This window comes from Chryseobacterium sp. MFBS3-17 (assembly GCF_020687745.1).
In the GTDB taxonomy this organism is placed as follows: domain Bacteria; phylum Bacteroidota; class Bacteroidia; order Flavobacteriales; family Weeksellaceae; genus Marnyiella.
The window spans coordinates 86071-110377 of the sequence record NZ_JAJEWK010000008.1 but is presented as its reverse complement, the minus strand read 5'-3'; the positions used below and the strand labels follow the sequence as shown (position 1 = coordinate 110377).

General features: G+C 44.3%; 20 protein-coding genes. 9 read left to right on the top strand and 11 right to left on the bottom strand.

What is annotated here, in order from left to right:
- Positions 1-110 precede the first annotated feature (110 nt).
- The 6 genes from LKO26_RS05980 to LKO26_RS05955 are packed head-to-tail and all read right to left on the bottom strand — an operon-like array spanning position 111 to position 8527.
- Positions 111-1445, bottom strand: coding sequence for a quinol:cytochrome C oxidoreductase (locus LKO26_RS05980; protein WP_227586938.1), 1335 nt, complete (start codon positions 1443-1445; stop codon positions 111-113).
- A 14-nt stretch (positions 1446-1459) separates the two neighbouring features.
- Positions 1460-2170 (bottom strand): c-type cytochrome, encoded by a 711-nt coding sequence (locus LKO26_RS05975; protein WP_410681555.1) that lies wholly within the window; start codon positions 2168-2170, stop codon positions 1460-1462.
- Complete coding sequence (locus LKO26_RS05970) at positions 2163-2684, bottom strand: DUF3341 domain-containing protein (RefSeq protein WP_227586936.1); 522 nt, start codon at positions 2682-2684, stop codon at positions 2163-2165. The genes LKO26_RS05975 and LKO26_RS05970 overlap by 8 nt, the downstream gene beginning before the upstream one ends.
- Positions 2671-4065 carry an NrfD/PsrC family molybdoenzyme membrane anchor subunit gene (nrfD, locus tag LKO26_RS05965; protein WP_227586935.1) on the bottom strand — a complete coding sequence of 465 codons (1395 nt, stop codon included), beginning with the start codon at positions 4063-4065 and terminating at the stop codon, positions 2671-2673. Before nrfD ends, LKO26_RS05970 begins: the two co-directional genes overlap by 14 nt.
- 21 nt (positions 4066-4086) lie before the next feature.
- Positions 4087-7140: a TAT-variant-translocated molybdopterin oxidoreductase gene (locus tag LKO26_RS05960; RefSeq protein WP_227586934.1), complete on the bottom strand. Its 3054-nt coding sequence runs from the start codon at positions 7138-7140 to the stop codon at positions 4087-4089.
- 22 nt (positions 7141-7162) lie between these two features.
- A complete protein-coding gene (locus tag LKO26_RS05955) occupies positions 7163-8527 on the bottom strand; it encodes a c-type cytochrome (RefSeq protein WP_227586933.1) in 1365 nt (454 codons plus the stop codon).
- Between the two features lie 194 nt (positions 8528-8721).
- Between LKO26_RS05955 and LKO26_RS05950 the strand changes: the two genes are divergently transcribed.
- On the top strand, positions 8722-9243 hold the full coding sequence (locus LKO26_RS05950) for an SPOR domain-containing protein (protein WP_227586932.1): 522 nt from the start codon (positions 8722-8724) through the stop codon (positions 9241-9243).
- A gap of 43 nt (positions 9244-9286) precedes the next feature.
- On the opposite strand, the gene LKO26_RS05945 is transcribed toward LKO26_RS05950, so the two are convergent.
- Complete coding sequence (locus tag LKO26_RS05945; RefSeq protein ID WP_227586931.1) at positions 9287-10561, bottom strand: DUF6080 domain-containing protein; 1275 nt, start codon at positions 10559-10561, stop codon at positions 9287-9289.
- Between the two features lie 59 nt (positions 10562-10620).
- Positions 10621-12159 carry a protein adenylyltransferase SelO gene (locus tag LKO26_RS05940; protein WP_227586930.1) on the bottom strand — a complete coding sequence of 513 codons (1539 nt, stop codon included), beginning with the start codon at positions 12157-12159 and terminating at the stop codon, positions 10621-10623.
- 296 nt (positions 12160-12455) lie between these two features.
- On the opposite strand from LKO26_RS05940, the gene LKO26_RS05935 reads away from it, so the two are divergent.
- Positions 12456-12773: a helix-turn-helix domain-containing protein gene (locus LKO26_RS05935; protein WP_227586929.1), complete on the top strand. Its 318-nt coding sequence runs from the start codon at positions 12456-12458 to the stop codon at positions 12771-12773.
- A 48-nt stretch (positions 12774-12821) separates the two neighbouring features.
- Here LKO26_RS05935 and LKO26_RS05930 read toward each other — a convergent pair whose 3' ends face one another.
- From LKO26_RS05930 to LKO26_RS05920, 3 genes are read right to left on the bottom strand one after another with little or no spacing between them, the layout of a single operon-like run.
- Positions 12822-15194: a penicillin-binding protein 1A gene (locus tag LKO26_RS05930; protein WP_227586928.1), complete on the bottom strand. Its 2373-nt coding sequence runs from the start codon at positions 15192-15194 to the stop codon at positions 12822-12824.
- A 10-nt stretch (positions 15195-15204) separates the two neighbouring features.
- A complete protein-coding gene (locus LKO26_RS05925) occupies positions 15205-15669 on the bottom strand; it encodes a gliding motility lipoprotein GldH (protein ID WP_227586927.1) in 465 nt (154 codons plus the stop codon).
- The gene (locus LKO26_RS05920) at positions 15662-17014 is read right to left on the bottom strand and encodes a stage 0 sporulation family protein (protein ID WP_227586926.1); all 1353 of its coding nucleotides are present in this window, start codon (positions 17012-17014) and stop codon (positions 15662-15664) included. Before LKO26_RS05920 ends, LKO26_RS05925 begins: the two co-directional genes overlap by 8 nt.
- A 260-nt stretch (positions 17015-17274) precedes the next feature.
- Between LKO26_RS05920 and LKO26_RS05915 the strand changes: the two genes are divergently transcribed.
- The 7 genes from LKO26_RS05915 to LKO26_RS05885 all read left to right on the top strand — a co-directional run bounded on the left by LKO26_RS05915 (position 17275) and on the right by LKO26_RS05885 (position 24265).
- The gene (locus LKO26_RS05915) at positions 17275-18507 is read left to right on the top strand and encodes an OmpP1/FadL family transporter (RefSeq protein ID WP_227586925.1); all 1233 of its coding nucleotides are present in this window, start codon (positions 17275-17277) and stop codon (positions 18505-18507) included.
- Positions 18508-18516: 9 nt separating this feature from the next.
- The gene (locus LKO26_RS05910; protein ID WP_227586924.1) at positions 18517-20079 is read left to right on the top strand and encodes an SGNH/GDSL hydrolase family protein; all 1563 of its coding nucleotides are present in this window, start codon (positions 18517-18519) and stop codon (positions 20077-20079) included.
- A 91-nt stretch (positions 20080-20170) separates the two neighbouring features.
- A complete protein-coding gene (locus tag LKO26_RS05905) occupies positions 20171-21109 on the top strand; it encodes a ribose-phosphate diphosphokinase (RefSeq protein WP_227586923.1) in 939 nt (312 codons plus the stop codon).
- A 111-nt stretch (positions 21110-21220) separates the two neighbouring features.
- Positions 21221-21856: a 50S ribosomal protein L25/general stress protein Ctc gene (locus tag LKO26_RS05900; protein WP_227586922.1), complete on the top strand. Its 636-nt coding sequence runs from the start codon at positions 21221-21223 to the stop codon at positions 21854-21856.
- A 138-nt stretch (positions 21857-21994) separates the two neighbouring features.
- Positions 21995-23221 carry an aminotransferase class V-fold PLP-dependent enzyme gene (locus LKO26_RS05895; RefSeq protein ID WP_227586921.1) on the top strand — a complete coding sequence of 409 codons (1227 nt, stop codon included), beginning with the start codon at positions 21995-21997 and terminating at the stop codon, positions 23219-23221.
- Between the two features lie 37 nt (positions 23222-23258).
- Complete coding sequence (locus LKO26_RS05890; RefSeq protein ID WP_227586920.1) at positions 23259-23801, top strand: hypothetical protein; 543 nt, start codon at positions 23259-23261, stop codon at positions 23799-23801.
- Positions 23802-23833: 32 nt separating this feature from the next.
- Positions 23834-24265: a nucleoside deaminase gene (locus LKO26_RS05885; RefSeq protein WP_227587068.1), complete on the top strand. Its 432-nt coding sequence runs from the start codon at positions 23834-23836 to the stop codon at positions 24263-24265.
- Positions 24266-24307: the final 42 nt, after the last annotated feature.

The window sequence follows — 24307 nt, the reverse complement described above, 5'->3', positions numbered from 1 at the left end:
CGTCAAAATGTTACATCTGCCTGATAGTCCCGAACGGAAAGATACAGAATTAAAAACAAAAACTCCGGAAAAGAATGCTTTCCGGAGTTGTATCAAGTCTGAATAACCAATTAGAAGGGATATTCATAAATTTTTGATTCGTGCAGGTAAGGGTTTCCTTCAGGTATCAGTTTCAGTTTAGATAATGTAAACAATACACTGTACATAAAAAGACCGACAATGAACAAGGTAGCACCTATGGTTAACATCCAAAGTTCAGGAGTTCTCCAGTAAGGACCGATGGTACCCGGCATAACCATATTGAAATAATCCCATGCATGACCAAATATAACCACTACTGCCATTGCAGAAACCACTTTGTAATTTCTCTTGATTTTGGAACTTACCAGAACCAACAGTGGAATCAGGAAGTTCGGAATCAGCATTGGAAGATATAATTCTTTATAGTGCTCAAATCTGCCGAAGAAATAGTTGGCTTCTTCCGGAACATTGGCATACCAGTACAGCATGAACTGTGCAAACCAGGTATAAGTCCAGAGCATACTTGATGCAAACAGGAACACCCCTAAATCGTGCAGGTGATTATCATTAAACTGAGGCAGGAATCCGTTTTTCTTCAGATATACACTCACCAGAATGATCACAGCAATTGCACTGGCCAGGCAGCTCACCATAGAATACCAGATATACATGGTAGAATACCAGTGAGGATCAATAGACATCAGCCAGTCCCAGGCCCATGCTGCAGATGCAAATCCGAAAAATGCAATATACCCTACAGACCATCTGTACAGGAACTGATAATCCCTTGCGGATTTGGTTTCATCAACCTTCTTAGACATTCTTCTGAGTTTCCATGCGAAGAATGACGCACCTGCCACATATAAAATGGTTCTGATGGCATAAAAAGGAATATTGAGGAACTTTTTCTTTTCAAAAATAATCACATCAAACTGATCTGAATCGGGATCTGTAAGCGCAGGATCCATCCAGTGGAACAAATGTCCGTTATGTGTAACATTAAGCAGCATGATGATGATCAGGATAAGCCCTCCCACCGGAATATAGCCGGAGATTGCCTCCATCACTCTGGTGATGATGATGGGCCATCCGGCGTGCGCCGCATGCTGAATACAATAGAAAAACAGAACCGCACAACTTACCCCGAAAAAGAACACGGAAATAAAATGCAATGATGCCAGCGGCTGATTATGGATCTGATGTGTGGCATGTTTCACGTGTCCTGCATGATCCTTTGCAGGCGTCACCACCTCGCTGGAGTGTGTAGGATTATCGTGGCCGGTACCTTTCACGGCCTCCATCATATGTTCAATCTTCACTTCATCAATAGCGTGATTCATGAAGTATCCCGCGGCAAAAAGAACCAAACCTGCGACGAGGAGAATGATAGAAACTAACTTTAACTTTGGTGAAAAACTATACATTTTAATTCTTTTTATTAATTGGTTGCAGGCGTTTCAGGAGTTTCGGTTGCAGTAGTCTCTGCAGTATCTATTGCAGAAGCAGTTGCTACGGAGTCACCTCCTTTAAAAGCACTCATAACATACATGGCTACTCTCCACCGGTCACCGGGGTTCAGCTGGCCGGCATACGATCCCATGGCGTTTCTGCCATGTGACAAAACATAATGAACAGACCCTACTGTTACTTCTCTGTCTTTGAAATTAGGAACGCCCGAATATGCGCCGGTTTGCACGATGGATCCCTGTCCGTCTCCTCCGGTTCCGTGGCACACTGCACAGGTTCTGTCAAACAAAATTTTACCGCGTGCGATGTCTTTTTCTGCATTGTCAGGATTCAGCGGAGATACTGTAGTGGCTTTGGATTCGTCATAACCAGCATTGTATTCCACAGCGGTCATGCCTTTGCCCCAGTTCATATCTACCACGCCATCTTTATTCTGCGCTACAGAACCATCTACTGGAGAAAGTCCGGTTGCACCATTATTCGCCACAAAAGCAGGGATTTCGTTTTCATGACTGGAGTATGCATCTTCTGCCTTCATCAGCGGGTCATAGGCCACCGGAAAATACATATCCGGGAAATAGACCAATGGTGGATTATCTTTTGATCCGCAAGAGTTAAAAATCACTGCAGATAATACTAAAGAAGCCGTAATTTTGAATATCGTCTTTTTCATTTTATGCATCTTTTACGGTTATTTCCTCTACACCTGTATCAATCAGGATTTGCTTGATGGTTTCTACATCATCAGATACAAATTCCATCAGAAACTTATCATCCGTAGTTCTCGGATCGGGGTTCTGCGGTGGTGCCAGAGGGTACATTTTATTTCTCACCAGGTAGGTAAGGGACATCATGTGTGCCGCACAGAATACCATAAGTTCAAACATAGGTACTACAAACGCCGGCATGTTTTCCCACCAGGTAAATGCAGGCTTACCGCCTATGTTCTGCGGCCAGTCATGATTCATGGTGTACCAGGAAATCAGTATCGCCAGGGTCACACCATATACAGCGTATATAAAAGCTGCATCAGAAATTCTGGTTTTCTTTAGCCCAAGCGCTTTGTCCAGGCCATGCACCGGAAAAGGGCTGTATACCTCATTGATTGCAATTCCTTTATCTCTGAAAGCCTTAACTCCATCCATCAGATCGTCGTCATCGGCATAAAGTCCGTATATAATTTTAGTGGTGCTCATCTCCTTCTTTTGCTTTAAAAGTTTCACCTGAAGTTTTCAAAATCGATTTCAATTCAGCCTGTGCAATTACAGGGAATGTTCTGGCATACAGCAGGAACAGTACAGAGAAAAACCCGATTGTTCCCAGATATACTCCCACGTCTATAATGGTAGGCTTAAACATGGTCCAGCTACTTGGCAGATAATCCCTGGAAAGGTTGATGACAATAATGTCAAAACGTTCGAACCACATCCCGATATTGATGATTAATGCCACAATGAAAGTCCAGATAATGTTTCTTCTCAGTTTTTTGAACCAGAAAGAAGCAGGAACTACAAGGTTACAGATAATCAATGACCAGAATGCCCACCAGTAAGGACCGGTTGCTGCACCCGGAGTAAGGTATGCGAAATCTTCGTAACGGCTTCCGGAATACCATGCAATGAAATACTCACACGCATATGCTACCGTTACCATACCGCCCGTCACAATGATTACGATGTTCATAATCTCAATGTGGTACATGGTGATATAGTCTTCCAGATCACAAACTTTACGGGCTACGAGTAGCAGTGTCTGCACCATAGCAAATCCGGAGAAAATAGCACCTGCAACGAAGTACGGCGGATAAATAGTGGAGTGCCATCCTTTAATTACCGATGTGGCAAAGTCAAAGGATACCGTGGTATGTACAGAGAATACAAGTGGCGTGGCCAGACCGGCAAGTACAAGAGATAACTCTTCAAATCTCTGCCAGTGTTTTGCCTTACCACCCCAGCCGAATGCCAGGAATGTATAGATCTTTTTGGTCCACGGGGTTTTTGCCCGGTCACGGATCATAGCAAAGTCCGGAATCAGTCCCATAAACCAAAATACGGTGGATACGGAAAAATACGTGGAAATTGCGAATACGTCCCAGAACAAGGGCGAGTTAAAGTTTGTCCAAAGCGAACCATACTGGTTAGGAATAGGGAACACCCAGTATCCTACCCATACTCTACCCATGTGAATTACCGGGAAGATGGCCGCTTGTACTACTGCAAAAATGGTCATGGCTTCCGCAGAACGGTTCACCGACATTCTCCAGCGTTGTCTGAATAATAATAATACGGCAGAAATAAGGGTTCCGGCGTGACCGATACCTACCCACCATACAAAGTTGGTAATATCCCAACCCCAGTTGACGGTTCTGTTCAGTCCCCACGCTCCGATACCGATACCGATGGTGTAAGCAATACAACCAAATCCGTAGATGAAAAGTGCCAAAGCTGCGTAGAAGGAAATCCACCACAGTTTTCCTGCTCTTTCCTCAATAGGTCTTGCGATATCTTCTGTGATATCATGATAAGTTTTGTGACCAATAATTAAAGGTTCCCTTATCGGGGCTTCGTAATGTGACATTGTTTACCTTATTATTATTATTTATACTTTATTATCTTCTTTTCTGTTTCTTACTTTGGTATGGTAGAATACATTCGGTTTGGTACCGATTTCCTCAAGCAAAGTATATCTTCTGTTACTGTTGAACAGTTTTCTCACCTCCGAAGATTTGTCATTCATATCACCAAATTTCATAGCCCCGGTAGAACAAGCTGCCGAACAAGCGGTCTGGAACTCACCATCTACCACCGCTCTGCCTTCTTTCTTGGCTTCCAGAATGGTGTTCTGTGTCATTTGGATACACATGGAGCATTTCTCCATTACCCCTCTGGTTCTTACCACCACATCCGGATTCAGAACCATTCTTCCTAAATCATTATTCTGATTAAAGTCGAATCTGTCATTCAGGTTATAAGTAAACCAGTTGAATCTTCTTACTTTGTACGGACAGTTGTTTGCACAATATCTGGTACCGATACATCTGTTATACGCCATCTGGTTCTGACCCTGCTTACCGTGTGAAGTAGCCGCCACCGGACATACCGTTTCACAAGGCGCATGGTTACAGTGCTGACACATCACCGGCTGGAAGATGACATCAGGATTCTTGGCTGGTTCTATCAGGATATCATATACCTGTGGTACATTCAGTCCTCTTTCTACCTGCTGCTGAGGCGTAATCTTTTCTTTGGCAGAATAGTAACGGTCAATTCTGAGCCAGTACATATCTCTGGACATTCTGATCTCTTCTTTCCCTACCACCGGAACGTTGTTCTCTGCCTGGCAAGCAATGATACAAGCTCCACAGCCGGTACATGCATTCAGGTCAACGGAAAGGTTAAAGTGAGGACCATCGGTATCATCAAACTCATCCCAAAGGGTAATTTTACCTGCAGGAGTAGATTCTGTAAGGGTATGGTATTCCAATGGTTTGTTCCATCCCTTCAAAGGATCATCAAAAGGTACATTCAGGAAGTCATCCAAAGGCACTTCTCTCGCAATTTCATAACGACCCATCAGGGTGTTTTGCAATTGCATTCCTGCAAACTCATGTGTTCCGGAAGCTTTTTCTATCTGAACGCCTGAAACAACAAGGTTGGAGCCGTCAAACAGCGGGTAGGCATTGATACCCGTTTCCGCAACTTTCCCGGAATCTTTCTTTCCGTAACCCAGTGCCAGACCAAAAGATCCGTCTGCCTGACCCGGCTGAATAAGCACAGGAAGGTCCTTCAGCTGAACACCGTTTACCGTAATATTAGCACGGGACCCATTCAGTTGCATTCTTGCATTAAGGTCATTCTCCAGTCCTAGATTCTTAGCATCTTCAGGAGATACCGTCAGATAGTTATCCCAGGATAGTCTGCTGATCGGGTCCGGAAGTTCCTGCAGCCATGGGTTATTGCCCTGGGTACCGTCTCCTATAGCAGTATTGGTATACAGAGACAACTCAAAATTTGCTGCTTTAAATCCCGAAAGTTCGGCAGTAGCCTGCGCCCCGTTGCCACCCGCATACGCAAGTGTCAAAGTGCTGCCGCCCGGTACAAAACCATTATATAATGCTTTATTGAAACTGCTTCCGTTGGTATAAGCAGCCGCGTTGGCTTTCAGATAAGTATAATAATCGTTCGCTTCATGACCTTTGCCATTCAACCATACCAGGAGCGATTCTTCAATCTGTCTGGATTTATAGATTTTCTGAATAGTAGGCTGCATCAGCGCATACACACCGGTTTCAGGAGTAAGGTCGCCCCAGCTTTCCAGCCAGTTAGCCACCGGAATCACCGCATGTGCCGCTTTATACATTTCATTCTTCTTATCGGCTACTGCAATAACAGATTTTACTTTTGCTACTGCCGCTTTGAAAGCTTCAGCTTTGTGGGAAGAATAGATTGGGTTTACGTTATTGGTAATCAGTACATCTACCTGGCCGGCATTCATCCAACCCAGGAATTCCTGATATCTTGCTCCGTCAAATTCTTTCAGAAGATTGGCCTTACCGGTAAATGCTGCAGAACCTAATTTTTGGTTGATCAGGTGTGCCAGAACATACGCTGCTTTGGATCCGTCTGCAAATACTACCGCTTTATTTCCTTTTTCCTGAAGATCTGTGGCAATCTGTTTTGCATTGGTATCAGATGAAGATCCGCCGTTCAGTACGTTGTATACTTCTACAAGCATTTTGTTTACCGCACTTGGCTTCAGCGGGATGCGGATATCTGCATTGGCTCCGGTTAAAGACAGGTTAGATTCCACTTGAATATGCTTCAGCATTTTGGAACCGGGAGTTTTCGCTACAGCATAAGAAGGTTCTAAACCTCCGCCGTTATAATCACCCAGGAAATCTGCCTGAAATGAAACCACAAGTTCTGTGCTGCTCAGGTCATACACAGGTAATGCACGCTGTCCGAAGACTTCCTGTGCTGCATCCAGACCCGCTGCATAAGGATATGCATCATAGGTTACCAGTTCTGCAGTAGGATATTTTGCTTTGAAATCAGCGAATAATTTCTTGAAAGTAGGAGAAGCAAAAGAGTGTGACAGAAGCACAATTCTTTTTCCTGCCCCGGCAGCCTGGTTGATTGCATTGATTGCATAATCATCTACTTTATCAAAAGTCGCGTCTTTGCCATCCAGTTTGGGCTGTTTTATTTTATCATTATCATAAAGGGATAAAACACTGGCCTGAGCTCTGGCGCTGGTTTTACCTAAATTACCAGCAGCAGGATTGGCTTCTATTTTTATCGGTCTTCCCTCTCTGGTTTTTACCAGCACGCTGGCAAAATCAAATCCGTCAAAATAGGCAGAAGCATAATAATTGGGTACACCCGGGATAATGCTGTGGGGTTTTACCACATAAGGAATGGTTTTCACCACAGGCGCCTCACAGGCAGCCAGGGTAACCGCTGCGGTAGAGAATCCTAAAAGCTTCAGGAAATCCCTTCTGGAGGTTCCGTTTTCACTCTGCGTTAACTGATCATCTGTCAGAATTTCATCTACAGGAAGTTCATCCTGAAACTCTTTTTGAGCCAGTTTTCCGTTTAAGGCCGGATCCTTAAGCTCATGAATACTTCTGAATTGTATTTTATTTGAAGCCATTGATACTTCTAATTTTTAGTTATTAATAATGACATTTACCACATTCAAGTCCACCGATTGCATCTACAGTAATCTTTCCTTCTTTCTTCGGATACTGTTTTTTCAGTTTCTCATGCAGGTTCTGGAAATATTCCTGATTGTATCCATTGCTCATATCTACTTCAGTAGTTCTGTGGCAGTCAATACACCAACCCATTGTAAAGTCATTTGCCATTTCCACAACATCCATCTGATCTACGTTTCCGTGACACGCTTTACATACTACATCAATCTTATTGTCCGGGTTCTTGGCATTATGCGAGTTGATAATGGCTTGTTCTCCTGCCACTACGTGCTGTGCGTGGTTAAAGTACACAAAATCCGGCATATTGTGAATTCTCACCCATTCTACAGGCTCTGTTTTACCGGTGTACTGTTGTGAAGCCGGATCCCAACCGGTTGCGGCATAGATTTTTTGAATTTCAGCATCGTAGAACGCCTTGTCTTTACCTGGCTCCATATACTTACCATTGTATTCAGAGATGGTTCTGTGACAGTTCATACACACATTCATGGAAGGAATTTCTGATACTTTTCCGTACTTGGCTGAAGAGTGACAAACCTGACAGTCAATTTTATTTTCGCCGGCGTGAATTTTGTGTGAGAAATGAATAGGCTGTTCGGGCTTATAACCTTTGTACACCCCAATCCACATCATCCAGTTCCAGATGCCGTAGAAGGCCAGAAGACCCAGCAGAGCCAGCAATCCTTTTCCTACAAAACTGTACTTGGAATACAGATCGCCCAGGGAATAAGCTCTGGTAGCGTTCAGTCCCGCCAGTTCCTCTGTTTGCTGCAACTTCACCAGTTGTCTGAGTTTCAGTAACAGCCAAACCAGTAAGCCACAAATGGCCAGCAGGGAAATGATGACGATGGTAGAGGTAGTTTTAGCCGCTTTTTCTGCTTCCAGTGCGGCGGCAGAATCTTGCGCAACAGCTCCGTCCGCTGCTGCTGCAGGTTCCGGTGCTGGCGGATTGGTGGTATATTCCAGAATATCGTCTATGTCCTGATCAGTAAGATTAGGGAAAGGCAACATTTCAGTCTGGTTAAATTTCTCGAATACCTCATTGGCATACTTATCACCAGACTCGCGTAAGGCTTTACTGTCCTTGATCCACTTGTGCAGCCAGTCATTATCCAGGTTTTGTTCGGTCTTTAACCTATCCACCACACCTCCCAGTGCGGGGCCTATCAATTGCTTATCCAAAGCGTGACAGGCGGTACAGTTTGCCTTAAAGAGCTCTTCCCCCTTTTTAGCATCGCCCTGCGCGTAAACAGAAGCACTGGCTGTAAGCAAAAGCGATAACGCTAACAGCCCTTTTTTGTAATGCTTTTTCCAACTAATCATTTATAATAAACTTATGTTAGTACTAATTTTTAGAATTCAAAGAATATAATCAGTGCCGCAAAAATAAGATATTTAACAGTAAATTAACAAGCCATAAGGGTTACGAATTGGTTTTGCGCTTAATTTATAACTGTTCTAAATAAGACAGTTTGGAATAATTTTTATTTGTTATAAATTTGCTCAAAATAAATTGAATGAATAAATTAATTAAAATAATTGCCGTAACCTTCTTTTCATTTTCGTATTGCACACATGCACAACAAATTGTGAAAACAGACACTTTATCCGGCACCCCGCTTACCATCTCCATGGACAGCCGTGTGAATAATGCAATGGAAGACCTTGAGGAGAACTGCGAGCGAAAAAGCAGTAGCGGTACACTTGCAAATCCTTCGAATAAAACAAGGGTTTTGGTACCAAACCGGGAACTCACCAATGCAGAAGTATGCCGCCGGAACCCGCGTATTCTGGGCTACAAGATACAACTGGCCGTAGTAAAAAGTAATGCAGAAGCCAACCAGGTAAAGGCTGATTTCAGAAAATTGTTTCCCAATATGAAGGTAGAAACCGATGCATCACTGCGCCCCAATTATAAAATTATGGCCGGGAGCTACTTCTCAAAACAAAGTGCGGCACCGGATTTGTCCCGAATCAGACAACATTTTAATACTGCAGTAGCGGTACAATACCGAGTTTTCTGTGTGGAAGCCAAATAAAAATAACAACATCACACCATAACCGGCATTTTCGCCGGTTTTTTTATGCATAAAAGACTTTAAGAAACAGTAAAAACTCCTGAACCCTGAAGGCATTGTTCATCAGTAAGAAAATAAATAGAATCCCGGCTACAGCCAGAATAAACATGCGTTTCAGGGGAACATCTTTATAATACGAGATCAGCCAGCCCAGCATCAGCGGAACCACGAAAATAAAGTGACCGCCATAGATATAAGCAGTATGCAGTCCGAATTTCATTACTACATGAATGATGACATCTACCAGAAATGACACCATCAGAATCTGCACCAGTTTGTTTTTAAAATTCGTGACATATCCCCAAATTACCAGTCCAAACACCAGCCCTGCAAACAGATACGGTGCCCAGCCGGTATAAACGTCCATAAAGATTGCTTTATATTCGAATCGTTTCTTATTGTGGTAATCCCGGAGCACAAAAGACGGAAACAGCATATTACCACCCCAGAACCAGGAGGTAATCATGTCCCACAGCGGCGTGATTTTCGGATTTGAAAATTTTTCATACTGCTCGCCGGTTTTGGTAAAAATTCGCTGGACATCAAAATTCAGCCGGTTCAGATACAGCAAAGCAAAAACTGCCACGGCAACAATACCCCGGACGGCTGCGCTCAAAAATTTCTTTCCCCGGCGAAATAAACCGTTTTCAAACAACACCGGAATAAAAACCTTGGCCGCATTGGTAATCGTAAGTCCGCCCACCGTTACAGTCCCCAGAATAAGCGCTGCTGGCGAAACAGGCTGATTCTTCCTGAGCCGCAGGGCAGCATAATAATTAAACAAAACCAATAAAAACAGGGTGTAGGTATAGGTTTCCGGAGTGAAAGAAAGGAGAATACTGGTAGAAAACAAAGAAAAAAACAGCACCAGAAAAATACAGATCCATACCGGCAACCGGATGATGTTTCTCAGATATTTAAAGAGATGAAGCATGGTAAAACTTACCGCTGCAGTGGACAGCAGTGCCAGTGTAAGCCGGAAATCTGCATCATACTTGCCTCCGGAAATCCATTTGGCAACATTTCTGATCATGTCAAAAAAATAATGCGCCAGCGGGTGTCTTTCAAAACCACCGCCGGTCATCACAATAGCGCGGTTATCAAAACTGAAATACGCATCCCAGGGAATACGATTGTCAAAGATAATCCGGTAATTCAGCGCAATATGAGCGGCAAAAAAGCCGTAAGCCGCCAGGAAAAAAAGCAGCAAACTCCACTCCGTTTTGTTCTGCGGAAATACCGTTTTCAGAAAACCGCTCAACTTATTTGTTAACTTCACCGTTGATTATTTTTCGGCAAAAATATACTTTCCCATGCAAAAACAAAGAAAAAAATATACTACGAACTGCACGAAAGCATGCTGCATCCGGCAACGTTCTCGTATTTTTGAGGCCTTTTCACAGAAAATTCCGGATATCGTTCCTCGTAAGGATGTTCCAGGGCATCCAGCAATTTGTCAAATTTTTCGCGCTGGCCGTGAATCAGATCTTCAATACATTCAAATAACAGATAATTCCGCAGGGTGAATTTAGGGTTGGTTTTTTGCATCAGCGCAATCGATTCTGCTAAAGAAATACTATTTTTTGCCAGCCGTTTACGGTATTCTTTCAGAAAAACATTGATTTTCCCCTGATTTTCGGTGGATGCAGGCAGATATGAGATTTCGTCTGCAAGAATTTCAGCATCACCGTGCAGATGATTCTCCAGCCGGTGGAAAAACAAAGTATAATCCAGCTGAAGATCCTGCATCAGCGTCTGCACGCCGATAAAAAAATCTTCGTCTTCGGCCAGAACCTCATCCAGACCCAGCTTATCAGCCATCATCCGGTCATGCTTCTGCCAGAATTCATCGTTGTAAGCCTGTAAGGTCTCTTCCAGAAACTTCTCATCATTAATCAGCGGGAACAAAGCATTGGCCAGTTGCCAGAGATTCCATTGCGAAATCTGCGCCTGCTTACCGAAGGCATATCGTCTTCCCGGCAGATCCGTGGTATTGGGGGTAAAATTAAGGTCAAATTCATCCAGCATAGAAAACGGACCGTAATCTATGGTGAGCCCCAGCACAGACATATTATCCGTATTCATGACCCCATGCACAAACCCCACGCGGTACCATTCCACAATCATGGAGGCAGTACGGCTGCAGATATTACGGTACAGGTCTTTATACTTCTGCGTTCCTGCAGAGGTAATCTCAGGGAAGTAGCGCTCTATGGTAAAATCTGCAAGTTTTTTCAGGTTTTCAGTTTCTTTTTGGGCAGACAGCAATTCGAAATGTCCGAAGCGCAGAAAACTTTCGGCAGTTCTCAGGACTACCGCGCCTTTCTCCGGCCTGGGATTACCGTTGTACATGATGTCCCGCACCACATCTTCACCGGTAAAGGCCAGGCTTAATGCTCTTGTGGTGGGCACACCCAGATGGTGCATGGCTTCACTCATCAGGTATTCCCTTACAGAGGAGCGTAGCACTGCCCTTCCGTCTGCAAAACGGGAATACGGTGTGGCACCGGCACCTTTCCACTGAAGTTCTGTGGTTTGACCCCGGGAATTTTCAATTTCACCCGCAAATATGGCACGGCCGTCACCCAGCTGACCCGCCCAGTTGCCAAACTGATGTCCGGCGTAGGCAGTGGCATAAGTTTTCATATCCGTCGGCAGATCATTGCCGACAAGAAAATTAAGATCTTTTTCCGAATAGTCTCCCAGACCGATCTCCAAAGACAATTTTTGATTCAATACGATTAGTTCCGGATGGTCAAAACCTGCAGTTTTGGTGAGGGCAAAAAGCACTTTGGGCGTTTGCCGCTGCATGGTGTTTCCCGATAAATCCCCGGGAAAGTATTCTGTATATTGTTGGGTAATCTGATGCACATTCATCCTGCAAATTTAGGCATAAAAAAATCCCCCGGACATTCTATTTTATGGTGTTTCACCGTACTCAAATAAGCCCACTAAGTCCTACGCGTATTTTCCACACTAAAACAGAAACCTCCTCAGAATTACTTCTGGAGAGGCTGCATTTCATACATTTTGAACGAATCAGGATAAATTAGGGTTATTTTAAGTTGTTAGACAGAACAAGTTTAGGACTATTTTTTTAAAACAAGGCGCACTTTTACGGAGCAAATAATTCACAAAATTTACAGAAATACGGAACAAGAAAGGTTTTTCTTATGAGAACATGGCGCACGAGCCGGATCTGTAGGTCTGGATACCGCAAAATAGAAACCGGGGATACCAAACCGACCATCGAAAGGCTGATGCAGATCTCAAAAGTATTACAAACCCCGCTGGACAATCTCCTGGATCTGGATTCACAAAAAAATTTTAACCAAGAGAATAAAGACCGCTCACAAGGATTTCAGGGCTTTAATGACAATATTTTTAATGAGTATTCAGATCTTCCCAGAAAACTGATTGCTTCTTATGAAAAGGAAATTGAAGATTTAAAGAACCAGCTAGAATACTGGAAAAAAGAAGCAATTAAATAACTCTAAAAACAAATACAACCTGCAGATGTGCAGGCTGTATTTGTAATTTTATTTGTTGAAATCCACCTCGTCACCCCGGTTGATGGCTTCATTCACATTTTCTTCTTTTTTGCCATTGGTGGGTTTTACGGTTTGCTCTATCACTGGATTTTTCAGTTCATCCATGGTTTGCAGCGGACCTTCGTCCCCGTAGCCGCCTCCCAGTCCCTGGAGTGCCTGGCAACCGTCTTCCCAGTCTGATGGCTTGATGAATTTATCGTCCGGACTAATGCCCAGGCTTTTGTCTGCCCACACTTTCTTCATATAAATAGCCCAGATTGGCAAAGCCATTTTGGCTCCCTGTCCTTCACCGGTGCTTCTGAAGTGGGCGGCACGGTCTTCCCAGCCTACCCAGACTCCGGTAGAAAGATTGGGTACAATTCCCATGAACCACCCATCGGAGTTGTTATCTGTGGTTCCGGTTTTACCGGCAATTTCCACCGCCTTACTGATGCCGCGTCTTCCCAGTTCGCCGGAGGCGGTACCAAACTGCGCTACCCCTTTCATGAGTTCAATCATGGTATAGGCGTATTTCTCGTTCATCACCTCACGTTCTTCGCTCACTACTTCTTTAATCACCCGGCCATTGGCGTCTTCTATCCGCCAGATCATTTCGGGTTTAATGTAGTTTCCATAATTGGCAAAGGTGCTGTATGCGCCCAGCATTTCATAAATGGTAATATCCGATGAGCCCAGTGCAATGGCGTATTCATTCGGCATGTCTTCTGTCACGCCCAAATCTCTGGCCAGCTGAATCACTTTCTTGGGCGTGGTCATCTCAATAAGGCGTACGGCTACCGGGTTTCGGGAGAACGCCAGTGCATCCTTCAGGGTGCGCATTCCTCCAGAGCCAGATACCCGCCAGGAACCTTTGGTATACGTAGCATTTGATACTTCGGAACAAGGAGTCATGCCCAGGTTCATAATGGCTGCCGCATAAACAAAAGGTTTGAAGGTAGATCCCACCTGTCTTTTTCCCTGTTTGATATGGTCATACTGAAAATGCTGCCAGTTAATGCCGCCCACCCAGGCTTTAATTTCACCGGTTCCCGGCACCATAGACATCAGTCCGGCCTGCGCAATCTGTTTGTGATAGCGGATGGAGTCCCACGGGGTCATTTCCACTTCTTCTTCTCCGTTCCAGGTAAAACGTGACGTTTTCACCGGTGTGTGGAAATCAATCATGATGGAATCTTCTGATACACCGGCTGCTTTCAGCTGTTTGTACCTTCCGGTTCTTCTTACCGCAGCCATCATAATACTATTGATCTGTTTATCATTAATCAGATAAAAAGGTGCATCTTTCCGTCCGCGCTGTTCCCGGTCGAAACTTGCCTGAAGCTGTGTAAGGTGTTCCCTGATGGATTCTTCTGCGTATTTCTGCATTTTAGAATCCAGGGTGATGTAAATTTTAAGACCGTCTTTATAAAGATTGAGCGGTTTGCCCGTTTTCTTCTCATTTTCCTGCAGGTAACCTTCTATTTCTTTCCTAAGATAAAACTTATAGTATGCAGAATAGCCTTCATCAATGGATTTTACCGGTTGATAATCCAAAACGATGGGTTGTTCCACTGCCTTTTCATACGTAGCCTGATCCAGATATCCTGTTTTCAGCATCTGACTCAGTACGATATCCCGTCTTTCCTTCGCTCTTTCTATATTTCTTTTCGGGTTGTTTTTCACCGGATTTTCCAGCATCGCCACGAACATAGCCGCTTCCGGGAGGGTGAGATCCTTTGTGGATTTGTTGAAATAGATGCGTGAAGCCATTTCTACACCGTTGGCATTATACAAAAAGTCGAATTTATTAAAATACAAAGTAATAATTTCCTCTTTCGTATACCTTTTTTCCAGGCTTACCGCCACTACCCACTCCTTGAGTTTCTGAAAAGCTCTTTTCATTTTATTGGAGGCAGGATCCGGCGTGAAGAGCAGTTTGGCCAGCTGCTGAGAAATGGTGGAACCTCCGCCACGGTCTCCTCCGAACCACACCGCACGGGCTACGGCCTGCAGGTCAATCCCGGAGTGCTCCTTAAAACGTTCATCTTCTTTGGCCTGTAATGCATATACCAGGTGAGGCGGCAGATCACTGAAATTAACCGGCTGTGTTTTTTCTTTTTCAAATTTTCCCAGCAAAACATTATCTGCAGAATAAATTTCGGAAGCCACATAAATATCCGGATTATCCAGTTCTTCTACTTCCGGCATTTCTCCTAAAAAGCCCTGAGAAACGGCAAAAAATAAAATAACAATTCCCAAAACCACCGCAATAAGTGCTGCCCAAATGAATTTCACCCATTTTCGCCAACCATTATTCGGTTTCTTTTTCGGAGGCAGCGGAAAGGTTCGCTTACTGCTGCCGGTATTTTTTTTATCGTCCATTAAGATGTCTTTATGGTTTAGACGGTTCTACTATTACTCCTATATCTTCTATTCCCTGCAGTTTATCCTCTCTCATGGCCTGTATAATTCCTATGGTATACGTTCCATCTGCCGGGAACTGAAACTGGTTGCGGAAGGGAAACTGAATTTCCTTTACTTCACCAAATCCTTTGCCAATCCATGATCCGTCGGGCTTTGCCATTATTTCATTGATGGTATCAGTCAAAATGGTTTTTTTGTTCTGGTCTGCCACATTGATGATCAGCCTCAGGTTGCTGTACGGATAACTGTTGTTGTTTCTCACAACAAATATAATATTTTTCGGTTCCTGAGCATTTTTTATTTCATACTGAAATTCATGGGCTGTTTTTTTGTCCCAACTGTTATTCACATCAGCAGTTTTCAGATTTTCTGAATGGGAATTGCAGCTCAGCAGGGCAAAAAGCAGGCACAGTAAACCGATTTGTTTATGCATTGTTATCTCTTTTGGGGGTATTCTTTCTGGGGTGATGTTTCTTTTTCTGTGCGTTGGGTCTGGTTCCCGCTTCACCGGCAGGTCTGGGCTGCGTTTTCACTGCCTGCTGGCCTTCTGCCCGGGGTTCAGATTTTTTTCTGCGGTCTGCATTCTGTTTTTTTCCGTTCGGCCTTGGACCTTTGGCATCCTCATTTCGTTTCCGGTTATCCGGCTTTTTATTATCCGGCTTTCTGCCACGTCCTTTGCCCCGGTTTTTATGTTCGAAGCGGTCGAGACTGCTTTCCTGAATCAAATCAGTGGATTTTGCGAAAGTTTCCGGCGAAACGGCCTTCATGTCTTCCAGCGGACTGCACTTTTCACCTTTTTTATTTTGCGCGATCATTTGATGAACGTCATCAATCTCCAGATCATACCATGCCACCGGATGTTCTGCATAGGCAAACCACATCTTTCTTTTAAAAACATCAATTTTAATACAGAATGCTTTTCCTTTCTCCGTATCCAGGGTAGTACTGGTAGGCGGGAAGTTCCGCAGCGCATCCATATAGCTGTCCAGTTCGTAATTCAGACAACATTTCAGTTTTCCGCACTGGCCAGCAAGTTTCTGAGGGTTAATGCTCAGTTGCTGATATCGAGCTGCATTGGTATTCACTGACCGGAAATCGGTAAGCCATGTAGAGCAGCACAGCTCACGGCCACAGGAACCAATTCCTCCTATTTTGGCCGCTTCCTGCCGGAAACCGATCTGCTTCATATCAATCTTGGTCCGGAAAGCGGCTGCAAATTCCTTAATCAGCTGCCGGAAATCCACGCGGGATTCTGCGGTGTAGTAGAAGGTAACTTTACCTCCGTCTCCCTGGTATTCCACATCCGTAATCTTCATATCCAGCCGCAGGTGCTGGGCAATTTTGCGTGCCTGGATTTTGGTGGGGTCTTCTTTGCCGCGCACCTCGTGCCAGGTTTCTATATCTTTCTGATTCGCAAGCCGGTAAACTTTCAAAACGCTCTCTTCGGGAACATTTTTTTTCTTCATCTGAACTTTTACCAGCTCTCCCGTAAGGCTTACTACACCCACATCATGTCCGGGGCTTGATTCTACTGTTATGATGCTTCCAATGTGAAGCGGTAATCCGTTTACGTTCTTAAAGAACTGTTTTCTGTCATTTTTAAACCGCACTTCTACAATATTGCACTTCTCCGCAGTGGGATTCTGTACGTTTGCAAGCCAGTCAAAAACACTTAATTTATAGCTATTACCACAGGTATCTACATTGTCACAGCCGTTTGCGGATTTTGTACCGCAGTTATGAGCAGAATCGCCGGATGTTTTGCATCCACAACTCATATTTCTGTATTTTCAATTTTCTTTAATCTGCAAATTTAGAATAATTTTTAAATCCGGTCTTACGATATGCTATATTTTTGAAAACCACCACAAGATCCGAAATCTGTACACTGATCATTTTCCAACATCAGATATAAACCTTTCACCGGTGGTATTTTATACATAGCTTTTTCTTTGCGAATTATGCATAAATATTAAGTTTTGTTAACATCTGTATCCAAAATAATTATATATTTGGATTATATTTATTAACAATTTTTATGAAAAAAGTTTTAATTACGACCACATTACTGGCAGGCATGATGGCCTATGCAGGAGGCTTCCGGGTTTCTCTGCAAGGGGTAAAACAATTGGCCATGGCACACACCAGTGCCCATGCCCAGGATGCCAGCGTTGCTTTCTTCAATCCGGCAGGTATTTCCTTTATCCCGGCTAAGCTGAGTGTTGCTGCAGGCGGCTTTGGTGCAATGTCCAAAGTGACTTACCAGAATCCCACTACGATGCAGACGTATGAAACAGATAACCCCCTGGGAACCCCCATCTATGCAGCTGTAGCGTACAAAGTTGTGGATAATTTATCTGTTGGTTTCAGTTTTTCTACCCCGTTTGGAAGCACCATCCAATGGCCGGAAGACTGGGCAGGGCGTGAAATTGTACAAAAAATGTCACTAAAGAGCTTGTACTTCCAACCGATGATTTCTGTGAAACTTGCTCCATGGGCTTCCCTGGGTGCCAGTTATATTTATGCCAAAGGAACGGTGGACTGGGATAAAGCAGTGACCAATTTCAACGGAACCATGAACATTAAAGACGAAGATGCCTCCGGGCACGGTATGGGAGTAGGCTTTTACTTCCAGCCGGATGACCAGTGGGATGTTTCTGTAGCGTACCGGTCACCGGTCAATATGAAAGCTGAAAATGGCGTCGCAAGTTTCAACATCAGTCCGGTACTGTACCCGCTGGTAGGGCTGGATGCTTCCGGAAAAGATGGTTTTAAAGCCACATTGCCGCTGGTAGAAGAATTTACCATAGGTGCTACCTATAAAGTAACCCCGAACTGGACAATTTCGGCAGACATGAACTATGTAGGCTGGGAAAAATATGATAAACTGACACTGGATTTTGAAAATGCTCCTGTGGGCAATCAGGCCGACCCTACCATTCTGGTAAACCCGAAAAACTTCCATAACACCACAAACTTCCGGGTGGGTACAGAATACACCTTCAGCTCTATGATCGCTGCAAGACTGGGATGGTATTATGACGAGGCCCCTTATGAAGATAAGGATTTTATTCCGGAAACCCCATCATTTGATGCACATGCCATTACCGGTGGTATCGGACTTAATTTCGGCAGTCTGGGCGTAGACCTGGCGGCTGCCAAAACATTCCCGAAAAGCAGAACTTTTAACAATGTAAATACCAGCTTTTCCGGACAGGCCAAAGCAAGCACATTCTACTTCGGTCTGGGCGTGAACTATAACTTAAAATAAGAAGAAACTATGAAAAAAATATTAATATCATCTCTGGCAGCCTCCCTTCTTCTGTTTACTTACAGCTGTGATACCGATTTTGAAAATGACGTAAATGACATACCGGTTACCAGTGGAACAGCAGATTTCAGCAGATTTATTTCCATAGGCAACTCGCTGACCTCAGGATACAGAGACGGAGCTCTGTACAGACAGGGGCAGATTGAATCCTTCCCGAACATGATCGCCACCCAGATGAAGCTTGCCGGTGGCGGAGATTTCAATATACCGCTGATGGCAGATGAACTGGGAGGCATCCCTTCTATAGGATTTCCAAACAAGCGCGTTCTGAATTCCTCTCTGGGACTGGATTTTGCAGAGGGCACCGGCGCCACAACCCTTCAGAACATCTATTCATCCGGACCGTATCATAATATGGGTGTACCAGGAGCTAAATCCTATCATCTGGTGATTCCCGGATACGGCAATCCTGCAAATCTGGCGATAGGTATGGCTAATCCATACTTTGTGAGATTTGCCAAAGATCCTGCAACCTCCTCTGTACTCAGTGATGCCATGTCGCTGCAACCTACATTCTTTTCACTGTGGATTGGGAATAATGATGTATTGTCCTACGCGACCAATGGTGGGATGAATTCTCAGTCTGCAGGCGGAGCAACGCTGTACACACCGGCAGTAGTGCAAACCGGAAATACCAATCCGGCGACTTATGCTGCCAATGACATTTCAGATCCACAACTGGTAGGAGCTGCCATAAAAGCAGTGCTGGACGGACTGAAAAGTGTAGGGGCCTCAAAAGGGGTTATTGCCAATATTCCGGACGTCACGACCATTCCACATTTCACTAGAGTCCGGTATAATGAAATCTCTCTGGATGCTGCTACGGCACAAACCCTGAACACCTCTTTGTATCAGCCGCTGAAAGCTGCACTTACATTTCTGGGCGCGGGAGACCGGTTTGAGTTGGTTAATGCCGGCCAGAATCCGGTAATCATCGTAGATAACTCTCTTCAGAATGTATCTGCCCAGCTTACTGCAGTACTTTCTGCGAACGGATACCCTGCCCAGCAGGCTGCATTCCTTGGCTCGGCATTCGGGCAGGCCCGCCAGGCAAAACCCGGGGAACTGATTCTGCTTACCGCGGCCAATGAGCTCGGAAAAGACGCGCTTACCGGGCAGGCACCCACCGCTACATCGCAGTTTATTGTAGGAGCATCTTTCCCGCTGCATGATAGATTTTCACTGACCGCTACAGAGATATCCAATATTTCAACAGCTGTGACTGCTTATAATCAGGTCATCAGCGGCCTGGCCACTACTTATGGACTTGCGCTGGTAAACGCCAACGGAAAAATGGCCGATTTGCACACCCAGTCGGGGATTCAGTTTGACGGTGTAAAATACACCACCACTTTTGTAACCGGAGGAACATTCTCTCTGGACGGTGTGCACCTTACCGGCCGTGGTTATGCCATTATAGGCAATGAATTTATTAAAGCCATCAACAATAAGTATGGCTCTAACCTGCCTCAGGTGAATGTAAATTCGTATTCGGGGGTTACGTTTCCGTAATGCTTTTTGAAAAATTGATTATTTTAAAACCATCTGAGCCAAATCAGGTGGTTTTATTTTTTTAAATTTGTATCCTTAAAAAAAAGTAAAAATGGCTCAACAGTTAACGTATCTGTTTTCAACACGAACAAGCAAGCAATTGGCCGAAAAAATTGCACAACATTATGGGCAGGAAATGGGCAAGATTAATTTCCAGGAATTCAGTGACGGAGAATTTGAACCGGTACTGGATCAGTCTGTAAGAGGAGGCAGGGTATTCCTGATAGGTTCCACCTTTCCGCCTGCAGACAACCTGCTGGAACTTCTCTTAATGATTGATGCTGCCAAGCGGGCATCTGCCAAAAACATCACCGTGGTAATTCCTTACTACGGACTGGCAAGACAGGACAGAAAAGACAAACCCAGAGCACCCATTGGTGCAAAACTGGTAGCAAATCTTCTTACCGCTGCCGGTGCCACAAGGATTATGACCATGGACCTTCATGCCGATCAGATTCAGGGATTCTTTGAAATTCCGGTAGACCATTTATATGCATCTACTATATTCATAGATTATATTCAGTCTTTAGGATTAGATAATTTAACCATTGCGTCTCCGGACATGGGTGGTGCCAAAAGAGCAAAAAACTACGCTGGACATCTGGGAGCTGAAGTGGTTATTGCATACAAGGAACGTAAAAAAGCCAACGTGGTAGAAGAGATGTTCCTGATTGGTGATGTAAAAGGTAAAAATGTAATTCTGATTGATGATATGATTGATACCGGTGGTACCCTTTGCAAAGCTGCAGATATTCTGATGGCCAATGGTGCAAAATCTGTGCGGGCCATGGCCACACACGGAGTCTTTTCCGGTAAGGCATATGAAAACATCAACAACTCGCAACTGGTAGAGGTCATTGTGACAGATACCATTCCCTTAAAAACAGACCTCACGGACAAAATAAAAGTGCTGAGTTGTGCAGGACTTTTTGCAGATGTGATGAAGATGGTGCATGAGCATAAATCCATCAGTGAAAAATTCATCATCTAAAAAAGACAATATCATACTGATTTTCAAAATCCTTTCGCTGCGGAAGGATTTTTTTATTAAAAATTATTTTTTATATTTGCACCCACAAAAATCTAACATTTTTTATCACTTATGAAATCTATTACAATCCAAGGCGCAAAAAGAGAAAGCGTGGGCAAAAAATCAACCAAAGCTTTACGTGATGCTGAATTAGTTCCTTGTGTTGTGTATGGAGGAAACGAACCATTAAACTTTTCTACAGAAGAGAAATCTTTTAAGAATCTGGTTTATACTCCTGAAGCACACACAGTAGAACTGGTCATTGACGGAGAAACAATTCCGGCAGTACTTCAGGACATTCAGTTTCACCCGATTACTGACAGAATCCTGCATGCAGACTTCTATCAGCTTTCTGAAGACAAACCGGTAATTATGGACGTTCCGGTACGTATTACAGGTCGTGCAAAAGGTGTTATGGCCGGTGGTGTACTGCGTCAGACTTACCGTAAACTGAAAATCAAGGCAATCCCTGCAAACCTTCCGGATGAAGTAGTGGTAGATGTAACGCCACTGAAAATCGGAAATAAATTATATGTAGGCGATGTGAAATCTGAAATGTACACATTCATGCATCCGGACAACGCTGTAATTGCAGCCGTGAAGATGTCCAGAAATGCAATGAAAGGCGGTGCTTCTGCAGGTGATGACGATGAAGAAGAAACTGAAGCAGTAGCCGAAGGTGAAGCACCTGCTGCTGCAGCTGAATAAGCAATCATATTTATCAAAATAGAAAACCTGTCAGTCAATGGCAGGTTTTTTTAGTTGTACCATGAAGCCGCAGAAAGCCACACCCACCCGCCGGCTAATAATATTTTCCGTAAATTTGAACCGTTCCAAACAAGACACATGTCACACCTACAACACATTCGCCAACAATTCCCGGTATTAGAACGCACGATAAACGGGAAACCTCTGATATATCTGGATAATGCTGCTACTTCCCAAAAACCGTTGCAAGTCATAGAGACCGAAGCAAAATACTACCGGGAACTCAATGCCAATGTGCACCGCGGCATTCACACCCTGAGCCAGCTGGCTACAGAAGAAATGGAAGCTGCCCGCCGCAAGGTTCAGCAATTCATCAACGCAGCTCATGACTACGAAGTGATTTTCACCAAAGGCACTACAGAAGGCATCAATCTGGTAGCGTATGCCCTTTCAAACGGAAACCTCATCAGAAAAGGAGATGAAATCATCGTCTCCTACCTGGAACATCACTCCAATATTGTTCCGTGGCAAATGCTGTGCGAACGCACCGGCGCCATTCTGAAAGTTATTCCCATAGATGAAAACGGTATTTTACAACTGGATTTTCTGGAGGAGAACCTGAGTGAGAAAACAAAAATCGTTTCCTTTAATTATGTGTCCAACGCGCTGGGAATCATCAATCCGGTGAAGGAAATGATTGCCAGAATCAGAAAACAATCTGATGCACTGATTCTTATGGACGGGGCACAGGCAGTACCCCACTTCAAAACAGATGTACAGGATCTGGACTGTGACTTGTTTGTTTTCAGCGGACATAAAATGTATGCGCCCACCGGCACCGGCATCCTGTACGGCAAAGAGCGGATTCTGGAAATGCTGCCACCGTTTCACGGAGGTGGAGAGATGATTGCAACCTGTTCATTCACCGGTACTACCTATGCCGGACTGCCCTTCAAATTTGAAGCAGGCACGCCCAATATAGCCGGAAATATCTCACTGGGTGCTGCCGTTGATTTCATGAACAGCATTGGTCACGAGGCACTTCAGGAACATGAAAACAAATTACTGAACTATGCCCAAAGCAAACTGCTGGAGATTGACAACCTGAAGATTTACGGGGAAAATGCGCCGCGTACCGGTGTGGTATCCTTTAACCTTCTGAATGCCGGCATAAGTTCTGACGTCGGAATGATTCTGGATAAACTGGGCATTGCGGTAAGAACAGGCCATCACTGTACGCAGCCCATTATGGACTTCTTTAATATTGCCGGAACGGTACGCGCCAGTTTTGCCATTTATAATACTTTGGAAGAAATAGATATCCTGGCCGAAGGCATCAGAAAAGCTCAGAAAATGCTGGCGTAAAACATAGAAAAACTTACTTTTGCTAAAAGAATTCGCTATGAAAAAAATTGGTTTCGTCCTGTTACTCCTCTCATTTCTTATGATTGACGCGCAGGAAACCCCTACTGAGAGAAGAAATGACATTATAGGTGACCCCATCATGCTCATTGCAGTTCCTGCAGCCAATGTTACCTACGAGAGAATCCTTACCGAACACAACGGTTTGGGTCTGAACGTTATTATAGGTTTGGGCGAAGATAACACCGGCTTCAGCCAGTTTTCACCCTATTACAGATTCTACTTCGGAAAAAATTTCGCCAGCGGCTTCTTTCTGGAAGGGTTTGTACCCATTACCACTTTCAAAGATCACGAAATGATATTTATCTCTAACGAATATGGTGGGTACTATACCGAAAGCGAAAAAGAAATCAAGAGAACGGCTGCAGGAGCGGGATTCGGAGTTGGCGGTAAATGGGTGGTACGCAACGGTTTGGTTATAGAAGCCAGTGGTGGTATTGCCAGATTGTTTGGCGATACCGGAGATGATATCTTCAGTGAAGTTACCGGCAGAATCATGGCGGGCATCGGATATCGTTTCTAACCGTAATTTTTAGTTGAAAATCTGCCAAAATGATTTTTTCTGATGAATATTACATGAAGCTGGCGCTTCAGGAAGCGGAAGCCGCGCTGGAAAGAGATGAAGTACCCGTAGGCTGCATCATTGTCTCCAACAACCGCATTATCGCCCGTGCCCACAACCTTACAGAAACGCTGAATGATGTGACGGCACACGCTGAAATGCAAGCCATCACGGCGGCAGCCAATTTTCTGGGCGGCAAATATTTACAAAAATGCACCATGTACATTACCCTGGAACCATGTGTGATGTGCTGCGGTGCGCTGAGCTGGTCACAGATTTCTAAAGTGGTCATCGGCGCCCGGGACGAACAGCGAGGCTTCATCAATAAAAATCTGCAACTGCATCCCAAAACCGAGGTCATTACCGGGGTGATGGCGGATCAATGCTCGGCGGTGATCAAAGATTTTTTTAGATCCAAACGATAATCAACCCACTTTTGTAACCGGTTAAGTTTTAAAACAGTTGAA

Bases quoted from the DNA above. Each gene is read 5' to 3' on its own strand.
- LKO26_RS05980 (WP_227586938.1), bottom strand. From the start codon at position 1,445: ATGTATAGTTTTTCACCAAAGTTAAAGTTAGTTTCTATCATTCTCCTC.
- LKO26_RS05975 (WP_410681555.1), bottom strand. From the start codon at position 2,170: ATGCATAAAATGAAAAAGACGATATTCAAAATTACGGCTTCTTTAGTA.
- LKO26_RS05970 (WP_227586936.1), bottom strand. From the start codon at position 2,684: ATGAGCACCACTAAAATTATATACGGACTTTATGCCGATGACGACGAT.
- nrfD (WP_227586935.1), bottom strand. From the start codon at position 4,065: ATGTCACATTACGAAGCCCCGATAAGGGAACCTTTAATTATTGGTCAC.
- LKO26_RS05960 (WP_227586934.1), bottom strand. From the start codon at position 7,140: ATGGCTTCAAATAAAATACAATTCAGAAGTATTCATGAGCTTAAGGAT.
- LKO26_RS05955 (WP_227586933.1), bottom strand. From the start codon at position 8,527: ATGATTAGTTGGAAAAAGCATTACAAAAAAGGGCTGTTAGCGTTATCG.
- LKO26_RS05950 (WP_227586932.1), top strand. From the start codon at position 8,722: ATGAATAAATTAATTAAAATAATTGCCGTAACCTTCTTTTCATTTTCG.
- LKO26_RS05940 (WP_227586930.1), bottom strand. From the start codon at position 12,159: ATGAATGTGCATCAGATTACCCAACAATATACAGAATACTTTCCCGGG.
- LKO26_RS05935 (WP_227586929.1), top strand. From the start codon at position 12,456: ATGAGAACATGGCGCACGAGCCGGATCTGTAGGTCTGGATACCGCAAA.
- LKO26_RS05930 (WP_227586928.1), bottom strand. From the start codon at position 15,194: ATGGACGATAAAAAAAATACCGGCAGCAGTAAGCGAACCTTTCCGCTG.
- LKO26_RS05925 (WP_227586927.1), bottom strand. From the start codon at position 15,669: ATGCATAAACAAATCGGTTTACTGTGCCTGCTTTTTGCCCTGCTGAGC.
- LKO26_RS05920 (WP_227586926.1), bottom strand. From the start codon at position 17,014: ATGAGTTGTGGATGCAAAACATCCGGCGATTCTGCTCATAACTGCGGT.
- LKO26_RS05915 (WP_227586925.1), top strand. From the start codon at position 17,275: ATGAAAAAAGTTTTAATTACGACCACATTACTGGCAGGCATGATGGCC.
- LKO26_RS05910 (WP_227586924.1), top strand. From the start codon at position 18,517: ATGAAAAAAATATTAATATCATCTCTGGCAGCCTCCCTTCTTCTGTTT.
- LKO26_RS05905 (WP_227586923.1), top strand. From the start codon at position 20,171: ATGGCTCAACAGTTAACGTATCTGTTTTCAACACGAACAAGCAAGCAA.
- LKO26_RS05900 (WP_227586922.1), top strand. From the start codon at position 21,221: ATGAAATCTATTACAATCCAAGGCGCAAAAAGAGAAAGCGTGGGCAAA.
- LKO26_RS05895 (WP_227586921.1), top strand. From the start codon at position 21,995: ATGTCACACCTACAACACATTCGCCAACAATTCCCGGTATTAGAACGC.
- LKO26_RS05890 (WP_227586920.1), top strand. From the start codon at position 23,259: ATGAAAAAAATTGGTTTCGTCCTGTTACTCCTCTCATTTCTTATGATT.